Origin of the sequence: Chitinophaga flava (assembly GCF_003308995.1) — a bacterium.
GTDB lineage: Bacteria > Bacteroidota > Bacteroidia > Chitinophagales > Chitinophagaceae > Chitinophaga > Chitinophaga flava.
Genome location: NZ_QFFJ01000001.1, coordinates 2949197 through 2965194, shown reverse-complemented (window position 1 = coordinate 2965194; position 15998 = coordinate 2949197). Strand labels below are relative to the sequence as shown.

General features: G+C 46.1%; 15 protein-coding genes. 8 read left to right on the top strand and 7 right to left on the bottom strand.

All coding sequences use genetic code 11. The features are described 5' to 3' along the window. A complete protein-coding gene (locus DF182_RS11845; RefSeq protein WP_113615826.1) occupies window positions 1-657 on the top strand; it encodes a sterol desaturase family protein in 657 nt (218 codons plus the stop codon). Between the two features lie 74 nt (window positions 658-731). Here the strand turns inward: DF182_RS11845 and DF182_RS11840 are convergent, their stop codons facing one another. The 6 genes from DF182_RS11840 to DF182_RS11815 form a co-directional block, all read right to left on the bottom strand. Then, window positions 732-1079, bottom strand: coding sequence for a hypothetical protein (locus DF182_RS11840; protein WP_113615825.1), 348 nt, complete (start codon window positions 1077-1079; stop codon window positions 732-734). After that, window positions 1079-2020, bottom strand: a complete 942-nt coding sequence (locus DF182_RS11835) for a DUF6263 family protein (RefSeq protein WP_113615824.1) — start codon at window positions 2018-2020, stop codon at window positions 1079-1081. The genes DF182_RS11840 and DF182_RS11835 overlap by 1 nt, the downstream gene beginning before the upstream one ends. Before the next feature lie 18 nt (window positions 2021-2038). Beyond that, window positions 2039-2812, bottom strand: coding sequence for a TIGR02757 family protein (locus DF182_RS11830; RefSeq protein ID WP_113615823.1), 774 nt, complete (start codon window positions 2810-2812; stop codon window positions 2039-2041). 186 nt (window positions 2813-2998) lie between these two features. Then, window positions 2999-4138, bottom strand: a complete 1140-nt coding sequence (locus tag DF182_RS11825) for a cystathionine gamma-synthase (protein WP_113615822.1) — start codon at window positions 4136-4138, stop codon at window positions 2999-3001. 535 nt (window positions 4139-4673) lie between these two features. Beyond that, window positions 4674-5243, bottom strand: coding sequence for a DUF2911 domain-containing protein (locus DF182_RS11820; protein ID WP_113615821.1), 570 nt, complete (start codon window positions 5241-5243; stop codon window positions 4674-4676). A 101-nt stretch (window positions 5244-5344) separates the two neighbouring features. Then, entirely contained in the window at window positions 5345-5941 is a 597-nt protein-coding gene (locus DF182_RS11815; RefSeq protein ID WP_113615820.1) for an acyl carrier protein phosphodiesterase, read from the bottom strand. Window positions 5942-6301: 360 nt separating this feature from the next. On the opposite strand from DF182_RS11815, the gene DF182_RS11810 reads away from it, so the two are divergent. Both DF182_RS11810 and DF182_RS11805 read left to right on the top strand, forming a co-directional pair. Next, entirely contained in the window at window positions 6302-6754 is a 453-nt protein-coding gene (locus tag DF182_RS11810; RefSeq protein ID WP_113615819.1) for a hypothetical protein, read from the top strand. 163 nt (window positions 6755-6917) lie between these two features. Next, window positions 6918-7892, top strand: coding sequence for a deoxyhypusine synthase family protein (locus tag DF182_RS11805; protein ID WP_113615818.1), 975 nt, complete (start codon window positions 6918-6920; stop codon window positions 7890-7892). Window positions 7893-7976: 84 nt separating this feature from the next. On the opposite strand, the gene hemW is transcribed toward DF182_RS11805, so the two are convergent. Next, window positions 7977-9104: a radical SAM family heme chaperone HemW gene (gene hemW / locus DF182_RS11800; protein WP_113615817.1), complete on the bottom strand. Its 1128-nt coding sequence runs from the start codon at window positions 9102-9104 to the stop codon at window positions 7977-7979. Between the two features lie 246 nt (window positions 9105-9350). Here hemW and DF182_RS11795 point away from each other — a divergent pair, with 246 nt between their 5' ends. The 5 genes from DF182_RS11795 to porL all read left to right on the top strand — a co-directional run bounded on the left by DF182_RS11795 (window position 9351) and on the right by porL (window position 15966). Further along, window positions 9351-10400, top strand: a complete 1050-nt coding sequence (locus tag DF182_RS11795) for a DUF4271 domain-containing protein (protein ID WP_161964126.1) — start codon at window positions 9351-9353, stop codon at window positions 10398-10400. A 63-nt stretch (window positions 10401-10463) separates the two neighbouring features. Next, entirely contained in the window at window positions 10464-11228 is a 765-nt protein-coding gene (locus DF182_RS11790; RefSeq protein WP_245957417.1) for a uroporphyrinogen-III synthase, read from the top strand. A gap of 263 nt (window positions 11229-11491) precedes the next feature. Then, window positions 11492-13537: a thioredoxin domain-containing protein gene (locus DF182_RS11785; protein ID WP_113615814.1), complete on the top strand. Its 2046-nt coding sequence runs from the start codon at window positions 11492-11494 to the stop codon at window positions 13535-13537. Window positions 13538-13803: 266 nt separating this feature from the next. Beyond that, window positions 13804-15087 (top strand): T9SS ring complex lipoprotein PorK/GldK, encoded by a 1284-nt coding sequence (porK, locus tag DF182_RS11780; RefSeq protein WP_245957416.1) that lies wholly within the window; start codon window positions 13804-13806, stop codon window positions 15085-15087. A gap of 138 nt (window positions 15088-15225) precedes the next feature. Further along, a complete protein-coding gene (gene porL, locus DF182_RS11775; RefSeq protein WP_245957415.1) occupies window positions 15226-15966 on the top strand; it encodes a type IX secretion system motor protein PorL/GldL in 741 nt (246 codons plus the stop codon). Window positions 15967-15998: the final 32 nt, after the last annotated feature.

The window sequence follows — 15998 nt, the reverse complement described above, 5'->3', positions numbered from 1 at the left end:
ATGAAATTTGAAAAGATTAAGAACAAAGGACAGGCAAGATTATTTGAAAGCCAGTACCTGGAGATGCTGACGAAAACGCATCCTCTGGTTATCTGGGGAATGTATTTGCCCATCATCGGCTATATGCTTTATTATAGCCACGACACACTTGGTTTTAAAGTGGGAACGGTTGCCCTGATATTCTTCGGAGCTATGTTATTTTGGTCGTTTTTTGAGTATATCATGCACCGGTTTATGTTCCACTTTGCCAGCGATAGCCCCAGGGTGCAGCGTTTTATCTATGTGATGCATGGTAACCATCACGAGTATCCGCGAGACAAACAACGTTTATTTATGCCTCCGGTGCCGAGTCTGATCCTCGCTTCCGCGATTTTCGGTTCGCAGTATATTTTTCTGCGGCAGTATACATTTATGTTTTTCCCTGGTTTCTTGTTGGGTTACCTGATATATGGCAGTATGCACTACGCCATCCATGCCTGGAACCCACCGTTTAGGTTTATGAAACCATTGTGGCGCAATCACCATTTGCATCACTATAAGAGCGAAGAAAAAGGGTTTGGTGTAAGTTCTGCTTTCTGGGACAGGGTATTCGGTACTTTCTTCGATCTGGAGAAAGAAAAGGAAGACAAGGAGAAAGTGAAGGAACTGATGTTCTGATGTGTGTATCTTCAACCATAAAAAAGCAGCAGGGATTTTATCTCTGCTGCTTTTTTATGTAGGTATCCCGGTGTTTACCATCTCTCTTCATCATCCGGCAGATGATCCTGCCGGAAAGCTTCGCGGGATGCTATTTTTTGTAGTTGTCTTTCAATGATCAGTGCAGCGATGGGACGATAAGGGTCTAAGCCTGTTGCGGCGGCGGCTTCCAGGATTAGTTTTACTTTTTTCTCGGCCACGTCTATACGATACAGCAAGAAGATGAACTGCTGGAAGTCATTACTGATCAGATATTCCAGTCTTCTGCCCAGCATTTCCTCCAGTTGTTCGTAGCTGATATTTCCCGGGGGCAGGCTTACCGCGAAGGTTTGCTGCGCCCAGGCAACTGTTTCCTGTAGATATGGAGCAGGGACGGGATGCATTATTTCATTTGTTTTATTTTATAGGAAGCGTTGGTAACTACTTTCACCGGTACTTTCAGATCGTGTTTGATGCGTTTGGCTTTATTGACCTTATAGGTGTAGTTACCGTTCATTTCGGTGGTTTGCACGCAGATGCTGGGCAGGCCGCTGCTGCGCGCTATCAGGTAATTGGAAGAGGTAGAGCCGCTGATTTCGGCAGTGGCTTTTATATCATCTTCCAGGGTGAGGGTTTGAACCTTGTCTGTTTGTATTTTGGCAGTCCCACCGATTTTAGCGGTTTGGGAGTCCCAGGTCTGGAGGTTCCAGTAGAGGTCTACACGACCTACCAGGCCACCGCGAAGGGGAACGCTTTCCTCCCATTGGGTGCCGGTTTTGATGCCGTGTACCGGATACATGATCAGCAGTTGTTCGAGCCAGCTGCGGAAGGCATCAGTACCAAACTGGTCTTTCATTAGTTTTTTATAGGCTTCCTGTTCATCTTTTTTGAGGTTGCTGAAAGCTGCAGCAGCGTTGTCGAGCAGGTTATCCAAACCATCTATTTTAGTGATAATGCCAGTGCTTTGTAATTCCACGGTGAAAGGCTGGTTCAGCAATTTTTTGAGGCCTTCCTGGAAGGGTTCGTCCGGTTTGCTGACCTTGGCATCCACAAAGATGTTCTGGTTTTTAGCGTTGAAATTGAATTTCAGCTCTTTGTAACGGAAGGTCAGCTGGGCTCTGCCAGGTTGTACATCTGTTATTTCGATGCTGATGATGTTGTTGTAGTCGCGGGTGGTGCGTTGTACTACTTCGTTTACGGTCATGTAAGTTTCACTGCGGCTTTTCTGCTCCAGTTCAAATAATTCCCCTTTGTTGAAGTTGTAGTTTACTGACATGTAATCCTGCGCGTTGGCGGAGATGGACAGTGTCAGCATAGCTGTAATGGCGCCCAATAATCTTTTCATTACCGTAATTTATTTTAATCAAACATATTTTTCGATTACCCCCAGTCCAAACAGGGCGAAGTCGAATTTGGCCGGGTCTTCGGGGTCCAGCTTTTTGAGCTCGTGGGTGAGCGCTACTGCTGTTTTCCAGTCTGACTTCGCATCTGATATAAGTCCCAGTCTGGCAGCCACGCGGCTTACATGAACATCCATGGGGCATATCAGTTGTGATGGTGATATGTTTTGCCATAGCCCAAAATCCACGCCATTTTCATCTTTCCTGACCATCCAGCGCAAATACATGTTCAATCGTTTGCATGCAGAATGTTTGGCCGGGGTGGAAATATGTTTTTCCGTTCGGGTAGGATGTTCCAGTGAGAAAAACATTTTATGGAAGCCGATGAGTGCTTTTTCGATATTGTCGTCCTGTGGGCTAAGATGGCCACTGAAAGCAAATTCGAGGGAGGTGATATTGGTATAGTAATGTTGGAGGAACTCCACGAAATACATCAGGTCCAGTCCATTGAAGGTACGGTGACAGAAGGCCATGAGTTTCATGCGCTCTCTGGGCTCGTGGTGCCGGATATAGTCATAGGGGGCATTGTCCATATGGCGCATGAGCTCCGTGCATTTGTTGATAATGCTGGTACGGTTGCCCCAGGCCAGTATAGCAGCAAAGAGGCCGGCTATTTCTATGTCCTGTAATTCGGAGAAGCGGTGCGGAATGCAAATGGGGTCATTTGCAATAAAGTCCGGATGATTGTAATATGCCGCTTTCGTATTCAGGAAGTCCCTCAGTTGTTGGATCTTCATAGTTTGTCACATGTACATCTGCAGCCGGCAAAGGCCATAACCACCTGCAGCAGTACCGCAGGTACCGTTGCAGGTGGTTAATTCATCCAGTGTGGATAAAGGCTGTGGATATGGTTCTGGTAAAATAATATACCAGGTAAAGATAATTTTTACCCCGAAAGAATTAAAATCTGATTGATGAGCGCGTTATCCGATGGCTTTGTTCAGGTCTTCTATCAGGTCGGTGGCGTCTTCGATGCCTACGCTAAGGCGTATCAGGGAGTCTGCCAGTCCGTTTTTTATTCTTTCTTCCCGGGGGATGGAGGCATGGGTCATGCTGGCGGGATGGCCTATCAGTGACTCTACGCCGCCCAGTGATTCGGCCAGGGAGAACAGATGGGTGTTGCTCAGTACGCGGTTGGCTGCTTCTATGTTATCATCCTTCAGCGTAAAGGACATCATCCCACCAAAGCCGCGCATCTGTTGTTTAGCGATGTCATGATTGGGATGATCGGTAAATCCGGGCCAGTATACCTTGTCCACTTTAGAGTGGTTACGCAGGAAATGGGCGATGGTTTCACCGTTTTCACAGTGACGCTGCATACGTACATGTAAGGTTTTGATGCCGCGTAATACCAGGAAACAGTCTTGCGGACCAGGAACGGCACCGCAGCTGTTTTGAATGAAATACAGCTGTTTGGCCAGCTCCTCGTTTTTAACGATCACAGCACCATGTACCACGTCGCTATGGCCGCCGAGGTATTTGGTGGCAGAATGTAATACGATATCAGCGCCCAGGTCCAGCGGATTTTGCAGGTAAGGAGAAGCAAACGTATTATCTACGCATAATAATACATTGTTCTTTTGGGCGATGCGGGCTACGGCTGCTATATCAATGATGTTCAGGAGCGGATTGGTGGGCGTTTCCAGCCATATCATCCTGGTTTTGGGAGTAATGTGTGCTGCAATGCTTTCAGCGTCGCGCATGCTTACAAAAGAGAATTTAATGCCGTAGCGCTCGAAAACCTTTGTGAAGATACGGTAGGTGCCACCATAAAGATCGTTGGTAGCCACTACTTCGTCGCCAGGTGACAGCAGTTTCATGACCCCGTCAGTAGCTGCAAGGCCGCTGCCAAAGGAAATACCGTGTGTCCCGTTTTCGATGGCTGCCAGGGCATTTTGCAAGGCATCGCGGGTGGGGTTCTGGGTACGGGCATATTCGTACCCTTTATGTACACCTGGCGCGCTCTGCACATAGGTGGAAGTTTGAAAGATAGGAGTCATAATGGCTCCGGTGGAAGGATCGGGAGCTACACCTGCGTGTATGAGTTTTGTACCCAGCTTCATGTCTTAATATTTTATAATGAACAATTTTTGGTGGTTTTTCCAAATATACTTCAGTTTTTGCGATTGGAACCGCCTGACAGGCCCTACAATAATTTGTCCATTTTAGCTTTTTTTATTTTACTGAAGTAAATATTTAGCACGCTCACGAACATTTTTATATCATTCACCAAATGAACCCTAACGGGTACGGATATTCGATATACATTCGTTCAGGTTTTTCATAGGATATGGTTAAAATTTTTAAGGCGGTATTCTTACCGCTTTTTTTATTGTGATGAGTTTTGATACTACTGTAACTGTGATGAATGCTGATGTTGTTGATGCTCCTGATGAGCGAAGATGACAGATGATTTGATCGAAGGATGTGATAATCAGTAGAATCATTCAAAATAAATAAAAAGGAATCGCCCATTGATAATAGTATCAATGGGCGATTCCTTTTTATCTTTCTGTTATCAAAACTGATCCCGCTTTAATCTATCACCTGTTCATCTTCACTCATCAGGAACATCAGTAGAATCAGTATTCATCACCGTTACCAGCGGATCGGCAGACTTACACTTACCTTATCCCAGGCGATGATCAGGTTGGCACCGGGCTCCCCTTTTTCAAATACCATAGTGAAGGCATCTATGGGGGTGTCGAGTGCTACTACCGGAAGCGCTGTTCTCACAACGTCTTTACGCTGATCGTATTTAAAAGCGCCCCAGATATCTGTTTCTTTATTGATGATGATGGTCCATGTTTTTTCTGTTGGGATGGCGTACATGGTGTAACGGCCTTTCGGAATACTTTTTCCGGCGATGGTCACAGGTCTGAAGAATTCTATTTCAGTGGCTTCGTTGGCGCCGAGTCGCCATATTTTTCCGTATTCTTCCAGGTTACCGAAGATTTCTCTTCCTTTTGTTTGCGGACGGCTATATATCACCCTGGCAACGAGGGTGCCGGGTTCTCCTTTTACTTTTACCACATAAGGGTACATGGGAGGGTAATAAGCCATGTCCATTGGGCTGGCATCCAGTGGCGGCAGTTTTTTATCCTGTGCTCCTGCGTTGGCGGCAAATAATCCCAGTGCAAAGGCAAAGATGATTGCTTTTTTAAACATCCTTTGATACTTTATTTTCTTTTAAAACAGATAAATTGCGGCCCCAAACCTAGCCTTTTTTATGGAATCAGGAAAGTGGGTGGCAAGGCTTTAACATGCTGTTAGCGGTTTTCGTTTTGTAACAAATTTTCCACATAAGCCTGCAGCTCAGGGAAAAAAGCCTGATAACAACCACGTAATGCTTCATAGTGTTCCAGGAAAACTGCAAATACAATGGCAGGGCTGCTTTTCAGATGTTGAGCCCTTGAGCTGAGTCCGCGGAATGCTCTTTCGATACCGTCGTTGTGTCTATAATTAAATAACCAGTTGAATTCCTTCATATAAGAAAACATCCGCAGAAAATCTGCCGGCAATGTATCACTCTGACCGGTAATCACATCATATACTTCTGCTGCAAAATCGTACAGGCTGTCTTCTGAAAAGCGGGTTGTGTCGGTCGCCAGAAAATGGTCGTAGACAACGTCTGTGAACACGCCGCTGTAAAGACCGCAGGAAGCACGGAAAAAAGTCTTGGCCTGACTGGTGACAGGGTGCTGATCGGTAAAGGCGTCAATAGCCCGGTGTATCCGGATACCCTGTTGTATACCCGGACTGTATTGTTCCAGTTGATGTTGTCCTTTCACATAATCAGCGATCAGATTGCCAGTGATCAGTTCTGGCTGATGAAACGACAAATATGCATGTGCCAGATAATTCATTGAATAAAGCCTCCCGGTTAATGTTTTGAATAACAAATGTAACAATCGTTTTAACCACTGATGTAGGAGCTCATGCCAGTTTTCACGTTGAACCATATTTCTCATCCACTTTAACAGAACCTTAACACACGCTCATGCAACATTGGCAAGGTGGCACCAACAGACAGGCCAGGGCTGCGGAAGATGCCCCGTTGTCCGCCACCGGTCAGGCGGACGTCCGTTAGCGGATACCTGAACTTATCATGTACCTCCATCAGTAAAGTATGCCTTGACCGATGGTCCATTCCCGCCGTAGCTTTGACTCATCGAAAACAAAAAACCAACTCAAAAAAATTATTAACACCATAAAATTTTTACGACATGAAAAAGTTTTTCTTCTTAATGAGCGCTGCCTTCCTGCTGAGTACCGGAGCCCTCTTAGCTAACACATACGAAACTACTGTTAGTAACAAAATCCAGCACAATTTCACCGAAGCTTTCGCTGGAGCCAGTGAAGTAAAATGGTATACAGACGATAACAAAACGTTCACTGCCAAATTCACTATGAGCAACTCCAAAGTGACTGCCTTCTTCGATGATGCTGGTACCCTGCTGGCCACTTCCCGCTACCTGCAGCCCGAACAGCTGCCGCTGCCCCTGGCCACACGGATCAACAAAAGATATCCGAAAGACAGTATTTTCTGTGTGGTAGAATATTCCTCTAATGAAAATGTGGTGTATTTTGTTACGCTCGAAGGAAAGGACACCTGGACAGTATTAAAGGCCGATGGCACTGGCTCCACAACTGTTTATAGCCACCTCAAAAAAGCTTAGTTTTTAGTTGTGCTACCTTTTGATTGAATGAAGGCCGACCATTCCCTGGTTGGCCTTTTTTATTATTATCCATCTCACTGTTCCCCCTTGGAAAATTATCTTAACTTTGCCAGCTGTTAAGGCTTTATGAGCCAGGCTGTTAATGTATAAATGATTAAATGACATGAACAAGGGACCCGTTTCTCAATTTATCCAGCACCATTACCGCCACTTTAATGCCGCTGCATTGGTGGATGCTGCCAAAGGATATGAAACACATTTACTGGAAGGTGGTAAAATGATGGTGACATTGGCCGGTGCGATGAGTACGGCTGAGCTGGGCATTTCTTTCGCGGAAATGATCCGTCAGGGTAAAGTGGATATTATCTCCTGTACTGGTGCTAACCTGGAAGAAGATATCATGAATCTGGTTGCGCATACTCATTACAAAAGAGTTCCCAACTACCGCGACCTGAGCCCACAGGAAGAATGGGACCTGCTGGAACAAGGCTTTAACCGTGTAACTGACACCTGTATCCCGGAAGAAGAAGCTTTCCGCCGTATCCAGCAACATATCTACAAATTATGGAAAGATGCTGATGATAAAGGCGAACGCTATTTCCCGCACGAGTATATGTACAAACTGCTGCTGAGCGGTGTAATGAAAGAAAATTACGAGATCGATCCAAAAAACAGCTGGATGATCGCCGCCGCAGAAAGAAATATTCCGATCATCGTACCAGGATGGGAAGACAGCACTATGGGCAACATCTTCGCTTCCTACTGCATCAAAGGAGATCTGAAAACTTCTACCATGAAAAGTGGTATCGAGTACATGATCTTCCTGTCTGAGTGGTACCGCAGCAACTCCGCTGGTAAAGGCGTTGGCTTCTTCCAGATTGGTGGTGGTATCGCCGGCGACTTCCCTATCTGCGTTGTACCGATGATGTACCAGGATCTGGAATGGACAGATGTTCCTTTCTGGAGCTATTTCTGCCAGATCTCCGACTCTACTACTTCTTATGGCTCCTATTCCGGTGCTGTTCCCAACGAGAAAATCACCTGGGGCAAACTGGATATCCATACACCGAAGTTCATCGTAGAATCAGACGCGACTATCGTAGCGCCACTGATCTTCGCTTATGTGCTGGGTTGGTAATATCTTTTTACATTGAATTATTAGTAAGAAAGGAGATCACTTGTGTGATCTCCTTTCTTTTTTATAGAAAGCGATGTGACGCTTTTATAATAAAAACAGCTCTGCTGCAATTCCATCTGCAAACAATCTGCCGGCCCTGGTGAGCCGCAGATACTTACCTTCCTGTATCATCCAGCCTTTGCTGATAAACTGCCGGCTTTCCTTCTCCAGATGTTGCATACTGGCGGCATCAAATTTTCCGCTTACCCATTCCAGGTCACATCCTGCGGAGGTGCGCAGGGAAGTCATGATGTATTCATTGAACTGCATGGCTGTGGTAAGGTTTTCTATTTCTGCCGGTATCTGGCCGGCAGCAATGCTTTTCATGTAGATCGCATTGTTGGCCACATTCCATTGCCGGGAATGGCCGTTAAAGGAATGGGCGGAGGGCCCCAGACCAAGATAGGAACGGCCCTGCCAGTAGCTGCTGTTGTGCCGGGAATACCAGCCAGGCAGTGCGAAATTGGATATCTCGTAATGCTCATAGCCGGCTGCTTCCAGCCATTGCATCAGCTGCTCAAAATGACGGGCTGCCTTATCCGGATCGGTGGCAGCCATTTTTTTCTTGCGGATGAAATGGTCCAGTGCCGTTCCGGGTTCTACCGTCAGCGCATAACAAGACAGGTGTGGGACGCCCAGTGCAATGGCCTGCCGTACGTTTTGTTCCCAGCCTTCATCGCTGAGGGTAGGACCGCCATAGATCAGGTCTATCGTAATATTCCGGAAACCCAGCTGCTGGGCATTGGTGATACATTCCAGCGCCTGCTGACTGTTGTGGGCCCGGTTCATCCAGCGAAGATCAGTTTCGTGGAAGGACTGCACACCAATGCTGAGGCGGTTGATACCGGCATCCCGAAGTGCCTCCAGTTTAGGAATATCGAGGTCGTCAGGATTGGCTTCCAGTGTGATTTCCGCATCAGGAGCCACTTCAAATGTGTTATACAGGTGGGATAACAGTTGCTTCAGCTCTGCTGTACTGAGCAGGCTGGGGGTGCCTCCGCCAAAATAAATGGTCTGTACCTGCTCACCGGAGAGGTAGTTACGCTGCAGGTCGATTTCCTGCAAAAGGCTCTCCACCATCTTTTCTTTTCCGGCCAGGGAAGTAGAGAAATAGAAGTTGCAGTAATAACAAGCCTGCTTACAAAAGGGAATATGTAAATAAATTCCAGCCATTCGTGTTTTTTATAATAGCCTGCTGTTGCCGTTTTACCGGCCAACTATGGACTATTTTAATATCTTTGCAAACAGCAAAATTACGTTTCAGTTTTGTTATGTGAGCAGGACACTGTTAATTGCCCTCTGGTTGGTGTGATGAGGGCAAACGTTGAAATTGGAAAACCGATTATAAAGACATTGCAAAATATTTTCCTGGTGCGCAACTGGTTATTGTTTCTATTAATTTTCAGCTACTTACCGCTTATGGCGCAAACAGCAGACAGTACTGCTGCGCCTGCTCCCGTTGTTAAAAAGAAGAAGCCTGCTGCTACGCATGTGGTGGCGGATTCACTTCGTCCCAAACCACGGCCTGCTACGGTGGCTGTCAGGAAGGATACAGCCCGGATTGCCGTTAGAAAAGATACAGCAGGTATCGCTGTAAGAAGGGATACAGCTGGCAAAGCGGCCCTGCCCGTTACATTCCTGCCGGTAGACACCAGTGCACATAAAACAGACAGTAGCGCTGTGGCAGCGGCTCCCAAGCCTCAGCCGGTATCAGCATATGATCTGTACCTGAAAAAGCTGGCGGCTGAGAATATTTTGCTGAAACCAGGAAGACCGGTATTTTATGATACCAACCCATTGCGGCCCTACCGTAACCTGGACTGGCTGGTATATGTGGTGGCTGGTATTGTGTTGTTGCTGAGTATTATCCGGCTGTCTTATACCAAGTATTTTACAGACCTTTTCCGGGCATTTCTTAATCCCACGCTGAGTCAGCGGCAGCTGAAAGATCAGCTGTCTCAGGCGCCGTTCCCGAATATGCTGCTCAATGTATTTTTTGCGATATCGCTGGGAGTATATCTGTATCTGGTATTGTACCGGCAACAGGTGTTTCCGCAGGCAGAACCCTGGTTGTTGATTCCGGGGCTGGTTGTTCTGGTGGCGGTTGTATACGGTATTAAATATGTAATGCTGCGCTTCTGTGGGTGGTTGTTTGGTAATAGCGAGCTGGCTGATGCCTACATCTTTATCTTATATCTGATCAACAAGATATTGGGGGTATTATTGGTGCCTTTTCTGGTCGTGTTAGCTTTTTGTGATGCAGAAATTGCCCGTACTTTCCTATATATTTCAATATTCTTCATTTCATTACTTGTTGTATATCGGTATATTAGATCTTATTCTCTAGTAAAGCAGTACCTATCCTTCAGTAAATTGCATTTTTTTCTTTACCTTTGCGCATTCGAAGTAGCGCCGGTACTAATATTGACAAAGGTGTTACTGAATATCTGGTTAACTGGTAATCCCTGATTACTGCCTATTGTTAACACAAGAGCAAAATAAAGTATGATTAAAGGCGGGCCAAAAAAAGATTTGCAAGGTAAACAAATTCAGTCAATCCTAATTTCTCAACCTAAGCCTGAAACAGAAAAGTCTCCCTATTTTGATCTGGCAAAGAAGTTCAATGTAAAACTGGACTTTTATCCATTCATCAGGGTGGAAGGCTTACCCGCTAAGGAGTTTCGGAAACAGAAAATTGATATACTGACTTTTACGGCGGTTATTTTCACCAGTCGCAATGCAGTGGATCACTTCTTCCGGATCTGTGAGGAAATGAAGATTAAAGTATCGCAGGACTGCAAGTACTTTTGTATTACAGAAGCAGTTGCTTTATATCTGCAGAAGTTTATCCTCTATCGTAAGCGGAAAGTGTTTTACGGAGCTGACGGTTCTACCAAAGGTGTGCTGGAAGTGATGAACAAACACCGGGATAATGAGAAGTTTCTCTTTCCCAGCTCAGACAGTCAGAAAAAGGATATCGAAGAATGGTTGAAAGCGAACAAATGTGAGTATGCTACTGCTACCCTTTACAAAACCGTTTCCAACGATGTAAAGGAGATACTGGCAAAGACAAGCTACGACATGATCGTTTTCTTCAGTCCTTCCGGTGTGAAATCACTGTTTGAGAACGTACCATCTTTTGAACAGAATGGTACCCGTATCGGGGCCTTCGGGCCTACTACTTCCGCAGCAGTGGAAGAGGCGGGATTAAGACTGGATGTCAAGGCTCCTGCTCCACAGGCTCCCTCCATGGCGGCCGCATTGGACCAGTACCTGGCAACTGTTAACAAGAAATAAGCGAATAGTGTCGCATAAATAGTTTTCCAGGGATGGCATTTGCCATCCCTGGTTTTTTTACTGCAGAGCCAGCGCAGTAGGGCCTCATCTACTATCATTGGCCTTCTCTCCTCCCCTCCCTTTCTCATCAATTCCCTGAAAAATCTTTCCGCCGGTAAAGGAAATCTGTCAAAATCTTTTTTAATCTTGGCCAAAAATAAATTTCTTTGTACCGTATATTTTAGCAAATCAACTGTTCCAATTCAACCATTTAAGCGGATTCCATGAATAAACTTGCAGGTGAAACCAGTCCCTATCTATTGCAGCATGCGCATAACCCTGTGGAATGGTATCCGTGGGGAGAAGAGGCACTGGAACGAGCCAGGGCAGAAGACAAACCTATCCTGGTGAGCATTGGGTACGCCGCCTGTCACTGGTGTCATGTGATGGAGCGGGAAAGTTTTGAGGATGCGGCTACCGCCGGCATCATGAACCAACATTTTATCAATATCAAGATTGATCGGGAAGAAAGGCCCGATCTGGATCATATTTATATGGATGCCGTGCAGGCGATGACCGGCGCAGGAGGATGGCCCCTCAACGTGTTTCTCACCCCTGATAAAAAACCTTTTTATGGCGGTACTTATTTCCCACCGGTAAAAGCCTATAACCGGCCTTCCTGGCAGGATGTACTGCTGGCGCTGGCCGATGCGTTTGCCAACAAAAGGGAAGAGATCGAAACACAGGCCGACAATCTCACCCAGCATATAGACCAGTCGAGCCAGTTTGGCCAGCAATCCGGCATTAATATCAATATTCCCCGCGAAGAGCTGTTTACCCGTCAGCAGTGTGATACCATTTGTGAAAATATCCTGAAGCAGGCAGATACAGTATGGGGTGGCTTTGGGAGGGCTCCCAAGTTTCCGCAGACTTTTACCATTGGCTGGCTGCTGCGTTATCACCATGCTTTCAGGCATCCTGCTGCGTTGCAACAGGCGCTGCTGTCGCTCGACAAAATGTTGCAAGGAGGCCTCTATGACCAGCTGGGCGGTGGTTTTGCCCGTTATTCCACTGATGAAAAATGGCTGGCCCCGCACTTTGAGAAGATGTTGTACGACAATGCCTTGCTGATAGATGTGTTGTGTGATGCCTGGCAGTTGACCCGTAATAACGTTTACGCACAAACGGTGAAAGATACCCTGACCTTCATCACCCGAGAGATGACAGCTCCGGAAGGTGGCTTTTATGCCGCGCTGGATGCGGACTCTGAAGGAGTGGAAGGTAAATTTTATACCTGGAGCAAGGGAGAGATACATCATATTCTGGGAGAACAGGCTGGTCCTTTCTGTGAGTTTTATGATGTGACTGAACATGGTAATTGGGAAGAACAGAATATATTATGGATACAGCCGCCGCTGGAGCAGTTTGCCGCTGAAAAGGGCTATGATCCGGCAGTGCTGGGCGCCATGCTGAAAGGCTGCCGGGAAAAACTGCTGGCAGTGCGGGATAGCAGGGTGCGTCCGGGGCTGGACGATAAGATACTGTTGGGCTGGAATGCCATGATGGTACATGCCTGTTGCAGGGCTTATGCTGCGCTGGGGGATGAATCCTACCGGGAGATGGCTGTCCGCAATATGGATTTTCTGCTGACGAATTTCCGCCAGCAGGATGGTTCGCAGGCGTTTTATCATACCTGGAAAAACGGCCAGGCCAAGTATCCTGCTTTCCTCGACGATTATGCTTGCCTGATACGGGCTTTGATTGCGCTGCAGGAGGTGACCGGTGATACCCGTTACCTGCACCAGGCGCATGATATCACGGCTTTTGTAAACGATCATTTTGGTGATGGTGGTCATCTTTTTTACTATACTATTGAAGGACAGGACGATGTGATTGTGCGTAAAAAAGAAGTGTATGATGGGGCTGTACCCAGTGGCAATGCACTGATGGCGCAAAACCTTTGGTACCTTTCCGTTGTTTTCGATAATAAAGACTGGGGAAATAAAGCGGTAGCCGCGTTATCCGGTATTTCCCAGACGATTGTAAGATATCCAACCTCCTTCGGCGTGTGGGCGAGCCAGTTACTCCAGTTTGTAAAAGGGACCCCGGAAATAGCAGTTGTAGGAAAAGATTTCAAGGCCAGAATGAATGAGGCGGGTAACTGGTTTATCCCGTTCAGAATTTTAATCGGATCTGAAAAAGATCAGCCGGATATTCCGCTCTTACAGGATAGATACCGGGAAAACGACACATTAGTTTATTTATGCAAGGATTATCATTGTATTAAGCCGGTTTTTTATATACAAGAAATTATTAATTTAATAGAATAATTATGTAACTTGCCCGTTATAAGGGTAGGTAAAGGGAAATAAATGTTGGACCGGTGATATAATAAAATGTTAAAAAATACGTTTAAATTAGTTACCGAACCAAGGTATGTGGAATTGAAAAAGTTGGATAAAAAGTGACTACAAATTAAATTTTATTATTACATTTGCTATCTTTCATATAAACAAAGCGGGTGATAGTATGAGAAATGTGTTCCCTTGCATTCAGGCAAAAAGCACCAGGCTGGTTAATAGAAAAACATATTCTGATGAAAGCTACCCTTATGAAGCTTAACTATTTAAGAGGTCTGTTGGCAGTTCTGCTGGTTTCCCTGCTGGCCAGCTGTGGCGGTAGTAAAGGCCCCAAAAACGCACAAGGGCAACTGATCGGCGTAAGCCCCAGACCAAAGTACACCCCCCCTGTACCTTACGGGATGGTCTATGTTCCCGCGGGAACTTTTCACATGGGCCCCAGCGATGAGGATGTGAACTATGCCTACACAGCGCGTAACAAGTCTATTTCAATTTCCGGCTTCTACATGGACGCCACGGAGATTACAAATAACGAGTACCGCCAGTTTGTACAATGGGTTCAGGATTCTATTGCGCACATTCTGCTTGGCCACGTAAAGCATGACGACGGGCAGGATATCATTGACTGGAAACAGAAGATCAACTGGCGCGATAAAGCGACTGTAGAGAAACTGGACGCGATGATCTATTCTGAAGCCGACAGGCTGTACGGCCGTAAAGACGTAGACGTTGGAAAACTGATCTACCACCAGGAAACCTTTAACTGGGACAAGGCCAAACTGAGGGAAAACTTCGGCAAGCCCCGTTCTACGTTTATCGTAAAGAAAGACGTTCCCATCTATCCGGACACCCTGTGCTGGATCAGAGACTTCTCATACGCCTACAACGAGCCGATGACCCGTATGTACTTCTGGCACCCGGCTTTCGACAACTATCCGGTGGTTGGGGTTAACTGGCACCAGGCTACTGCCTTCTGCGAATGGAGAAGTAAATTCTGGGAAGATTACAGAAACTCTAAAAAATTATTCACGGAAGACAAATTCCAGCTGCCTTCAGAAGCACAGTGGGAATATGCCGCCCGTGGCGGAAGAGAGCAAACACCTTATCCCTGGGGTGGTTATTATATCCGCAATAAAAAAGGCTGTCTGCTGGCCAACTTCAAACCTGGCCGCGGTAACTATCCGGAAGACGGCGGTTTCTATACCGTACGCGCAGATGCTTACTGGCCTAATGACTACGGTCTTTACTGTATGGCAGGTAACGTTGCTGAATGGACTGCCGACATCTTCTATGAAAACGCCTATTCCTTTACCTCTGATATGAACCCTTATCTGAGAATGGATGTTCCTGATGATGCTCCGTTGAAAATGAAACGTAAAGCCATCAGAGGCGGTTCCTGGAAAGACGTAGGATACTTCCTGCAGACAGGTACCAGAACTTATGAATACCAGGATAGTGCAAAATCATATGTTGGTTTCCGTTGTACGATAGCGCTGAGCAGAAGAAACAAACACAAATAGTAATAGCTGATAACCGGTATTGTTTAACCAGTAAAGCCATTATTTATGCACACCGTAAGCAAATCAGTGAGTAATAACTATTCCATACAGAGAACTTTAACACTAAACACTTTAACCAGTAAATTTTAACCTATGGCTATGAATCCTAACAAAGCTAAATGGCTGAACTTTTTCGTATGTATTGCGGCTTCCGTTGTAATTATCGGAGCATTATTTAAACTGCAACACTGGAGGGGTGCTGATATCGCTTTGATCTTAGGTCTGAGCACAGAAGCGCTCATCTTTTTCGTATACGCATTTGTACCTGATTCCGGTGCCTCCCATGCAGAAGGCCAGGTAGTAGCGGTTGCAGGTAGCCCCGCAGTAGCCGGCCTCGACAAAATGCTGCAGGAAGCAGACATCACTCCTGCTAATCTGCAACGCCTCAGCGAAAACTTCCAGAAACTGGGAACTACCGTTGATAAAATGAGAGATATCAGCGACGTAGTAGCTGCTACCGGTGACTACACTCAGAAAACAAGAGAAGCTGCTGCTGCAATCGGTAACGTAGCTAACGCCTACACTACTGCTGCTTCCGCTGTATCTTCCTTCAATAGTGCATCTGAGTCTACCAGAAGTTTCCACGAGCAAATGCAGGGCATGACCAAAAATCTGGCTTCCCTGAATACCATCTACGAGCTCGAACTGCAGGATACCAACAACCACCTCAAACAGATGAACGCTTTCTACAGCAACCTGTCAAAAGCTTCTTCTGCAATGAGCGGCAGCATCGAAGATGCAAAGAAAACTCAGGAACAAATTACCCTGCTGGCAAAAAATCTGAGCAACCTCAATGCTATCTATGGCAACATGTTGACTGCCATGCACGGAAACAGATAATGTACTGCTTATAGTTTAACCAATCATCAATT

Bases quoted from the DNA above. Each gene is read 5' to 3' on its own strand.
- DF182_RS11820 (WP_113615821.1), bottom strand. From the start codon at position 5,243: ATGTTTAAAAAAGCAATCATCTTTGCCTTTGCACTGGGATTATTTGCC.
- DF182_RS11805 (WP_113615818.1), top strand. From the start codon at position 6,918: ATGAACAAGGGACCCGTTTCTCAATTTATCCAGCACCATTACCGCCAC.
- DF182_RS11840 (WP_113615825.1), bottom strand. From the start codon at position 1,079: ATGCATCCCGTCCCTGCTCCATATCTACAGGAAACAGTTGCCTGGGCG.
- porK (WP_245957416.1), top strand. From the start codon at position 13,804: ATGAAAGCTACCCTTATGAAGCTTAACTATTTAAGAGGTCTGTTGGCA.
- DF182_RS11830 (WP_113615823.1), bottom strand. From the start codon at position 2,812: ATGAAGATCCAACAACTGAGGGACTTCCTGAATACGAAAGCGGCATAT.
- DF182_RS11825 (WP_113615822.1), bottom strand. From the start codon at position 4,138: ATGAAGCTGGGTACAAAACTCATACACGCAGGTGTAGCTCCCGATCCT.
- DF182_RS11785 (WP_113615814.1), top strand. From the start codon at position 11,492: ATGAATAAACTTGCAGGTGAAACCAGTCCCTATCTATTGCAGCATGCG.
- DF182_RS11810 (WP_113615819.1), top strand. From the start codon at position 6,302: ATGAAAAAGTTTTTCTTCTTAATGAGCGCTGCCTTCCTGCTGAGTACC.
- DF182_RS11845 (WP_113615826.1), top strand. From the start codon at position 1: ATGAAATTTGAAAAGATTAAGAACAAAGGACAGGCAAGATTATTTGAA.
- DF182_RS11795 (WP_161964126.1), top strand. From the start codon at position 9,351: ATGGCGCAAACAGCAGACAGTACTGCTGCGCCTGCTCCCGTTGTTAAA.
- porL (WP_245957415.1), top strand. From the start codon at position 15,226: ATGAATCCTAACAAAGCTAAATGGCTGAACTTTTTCGTATGTATTGCG.
- DF182_RS11815 (WP_113615820.1), bottom strand. From the start codon at position 5,941: ATGAATTATCTGGCACATGCATATTTGTCGTTTCATCAGCCAGAACTG.
- hemW (WP_113615817.1), bottom strand. From the start codon at position 9,104: ATGGCTGGAATTTATTTACATATTCCCTTTTGTAAGCAGGCTTGTTAT.
- DF182_RS11835 (WP_113615824.1), bottom strand. From the start codon at position 2,020: ATGAAAAGATTATTGGGCGCCATTACAGCTATGCTGACACTGTCCATC.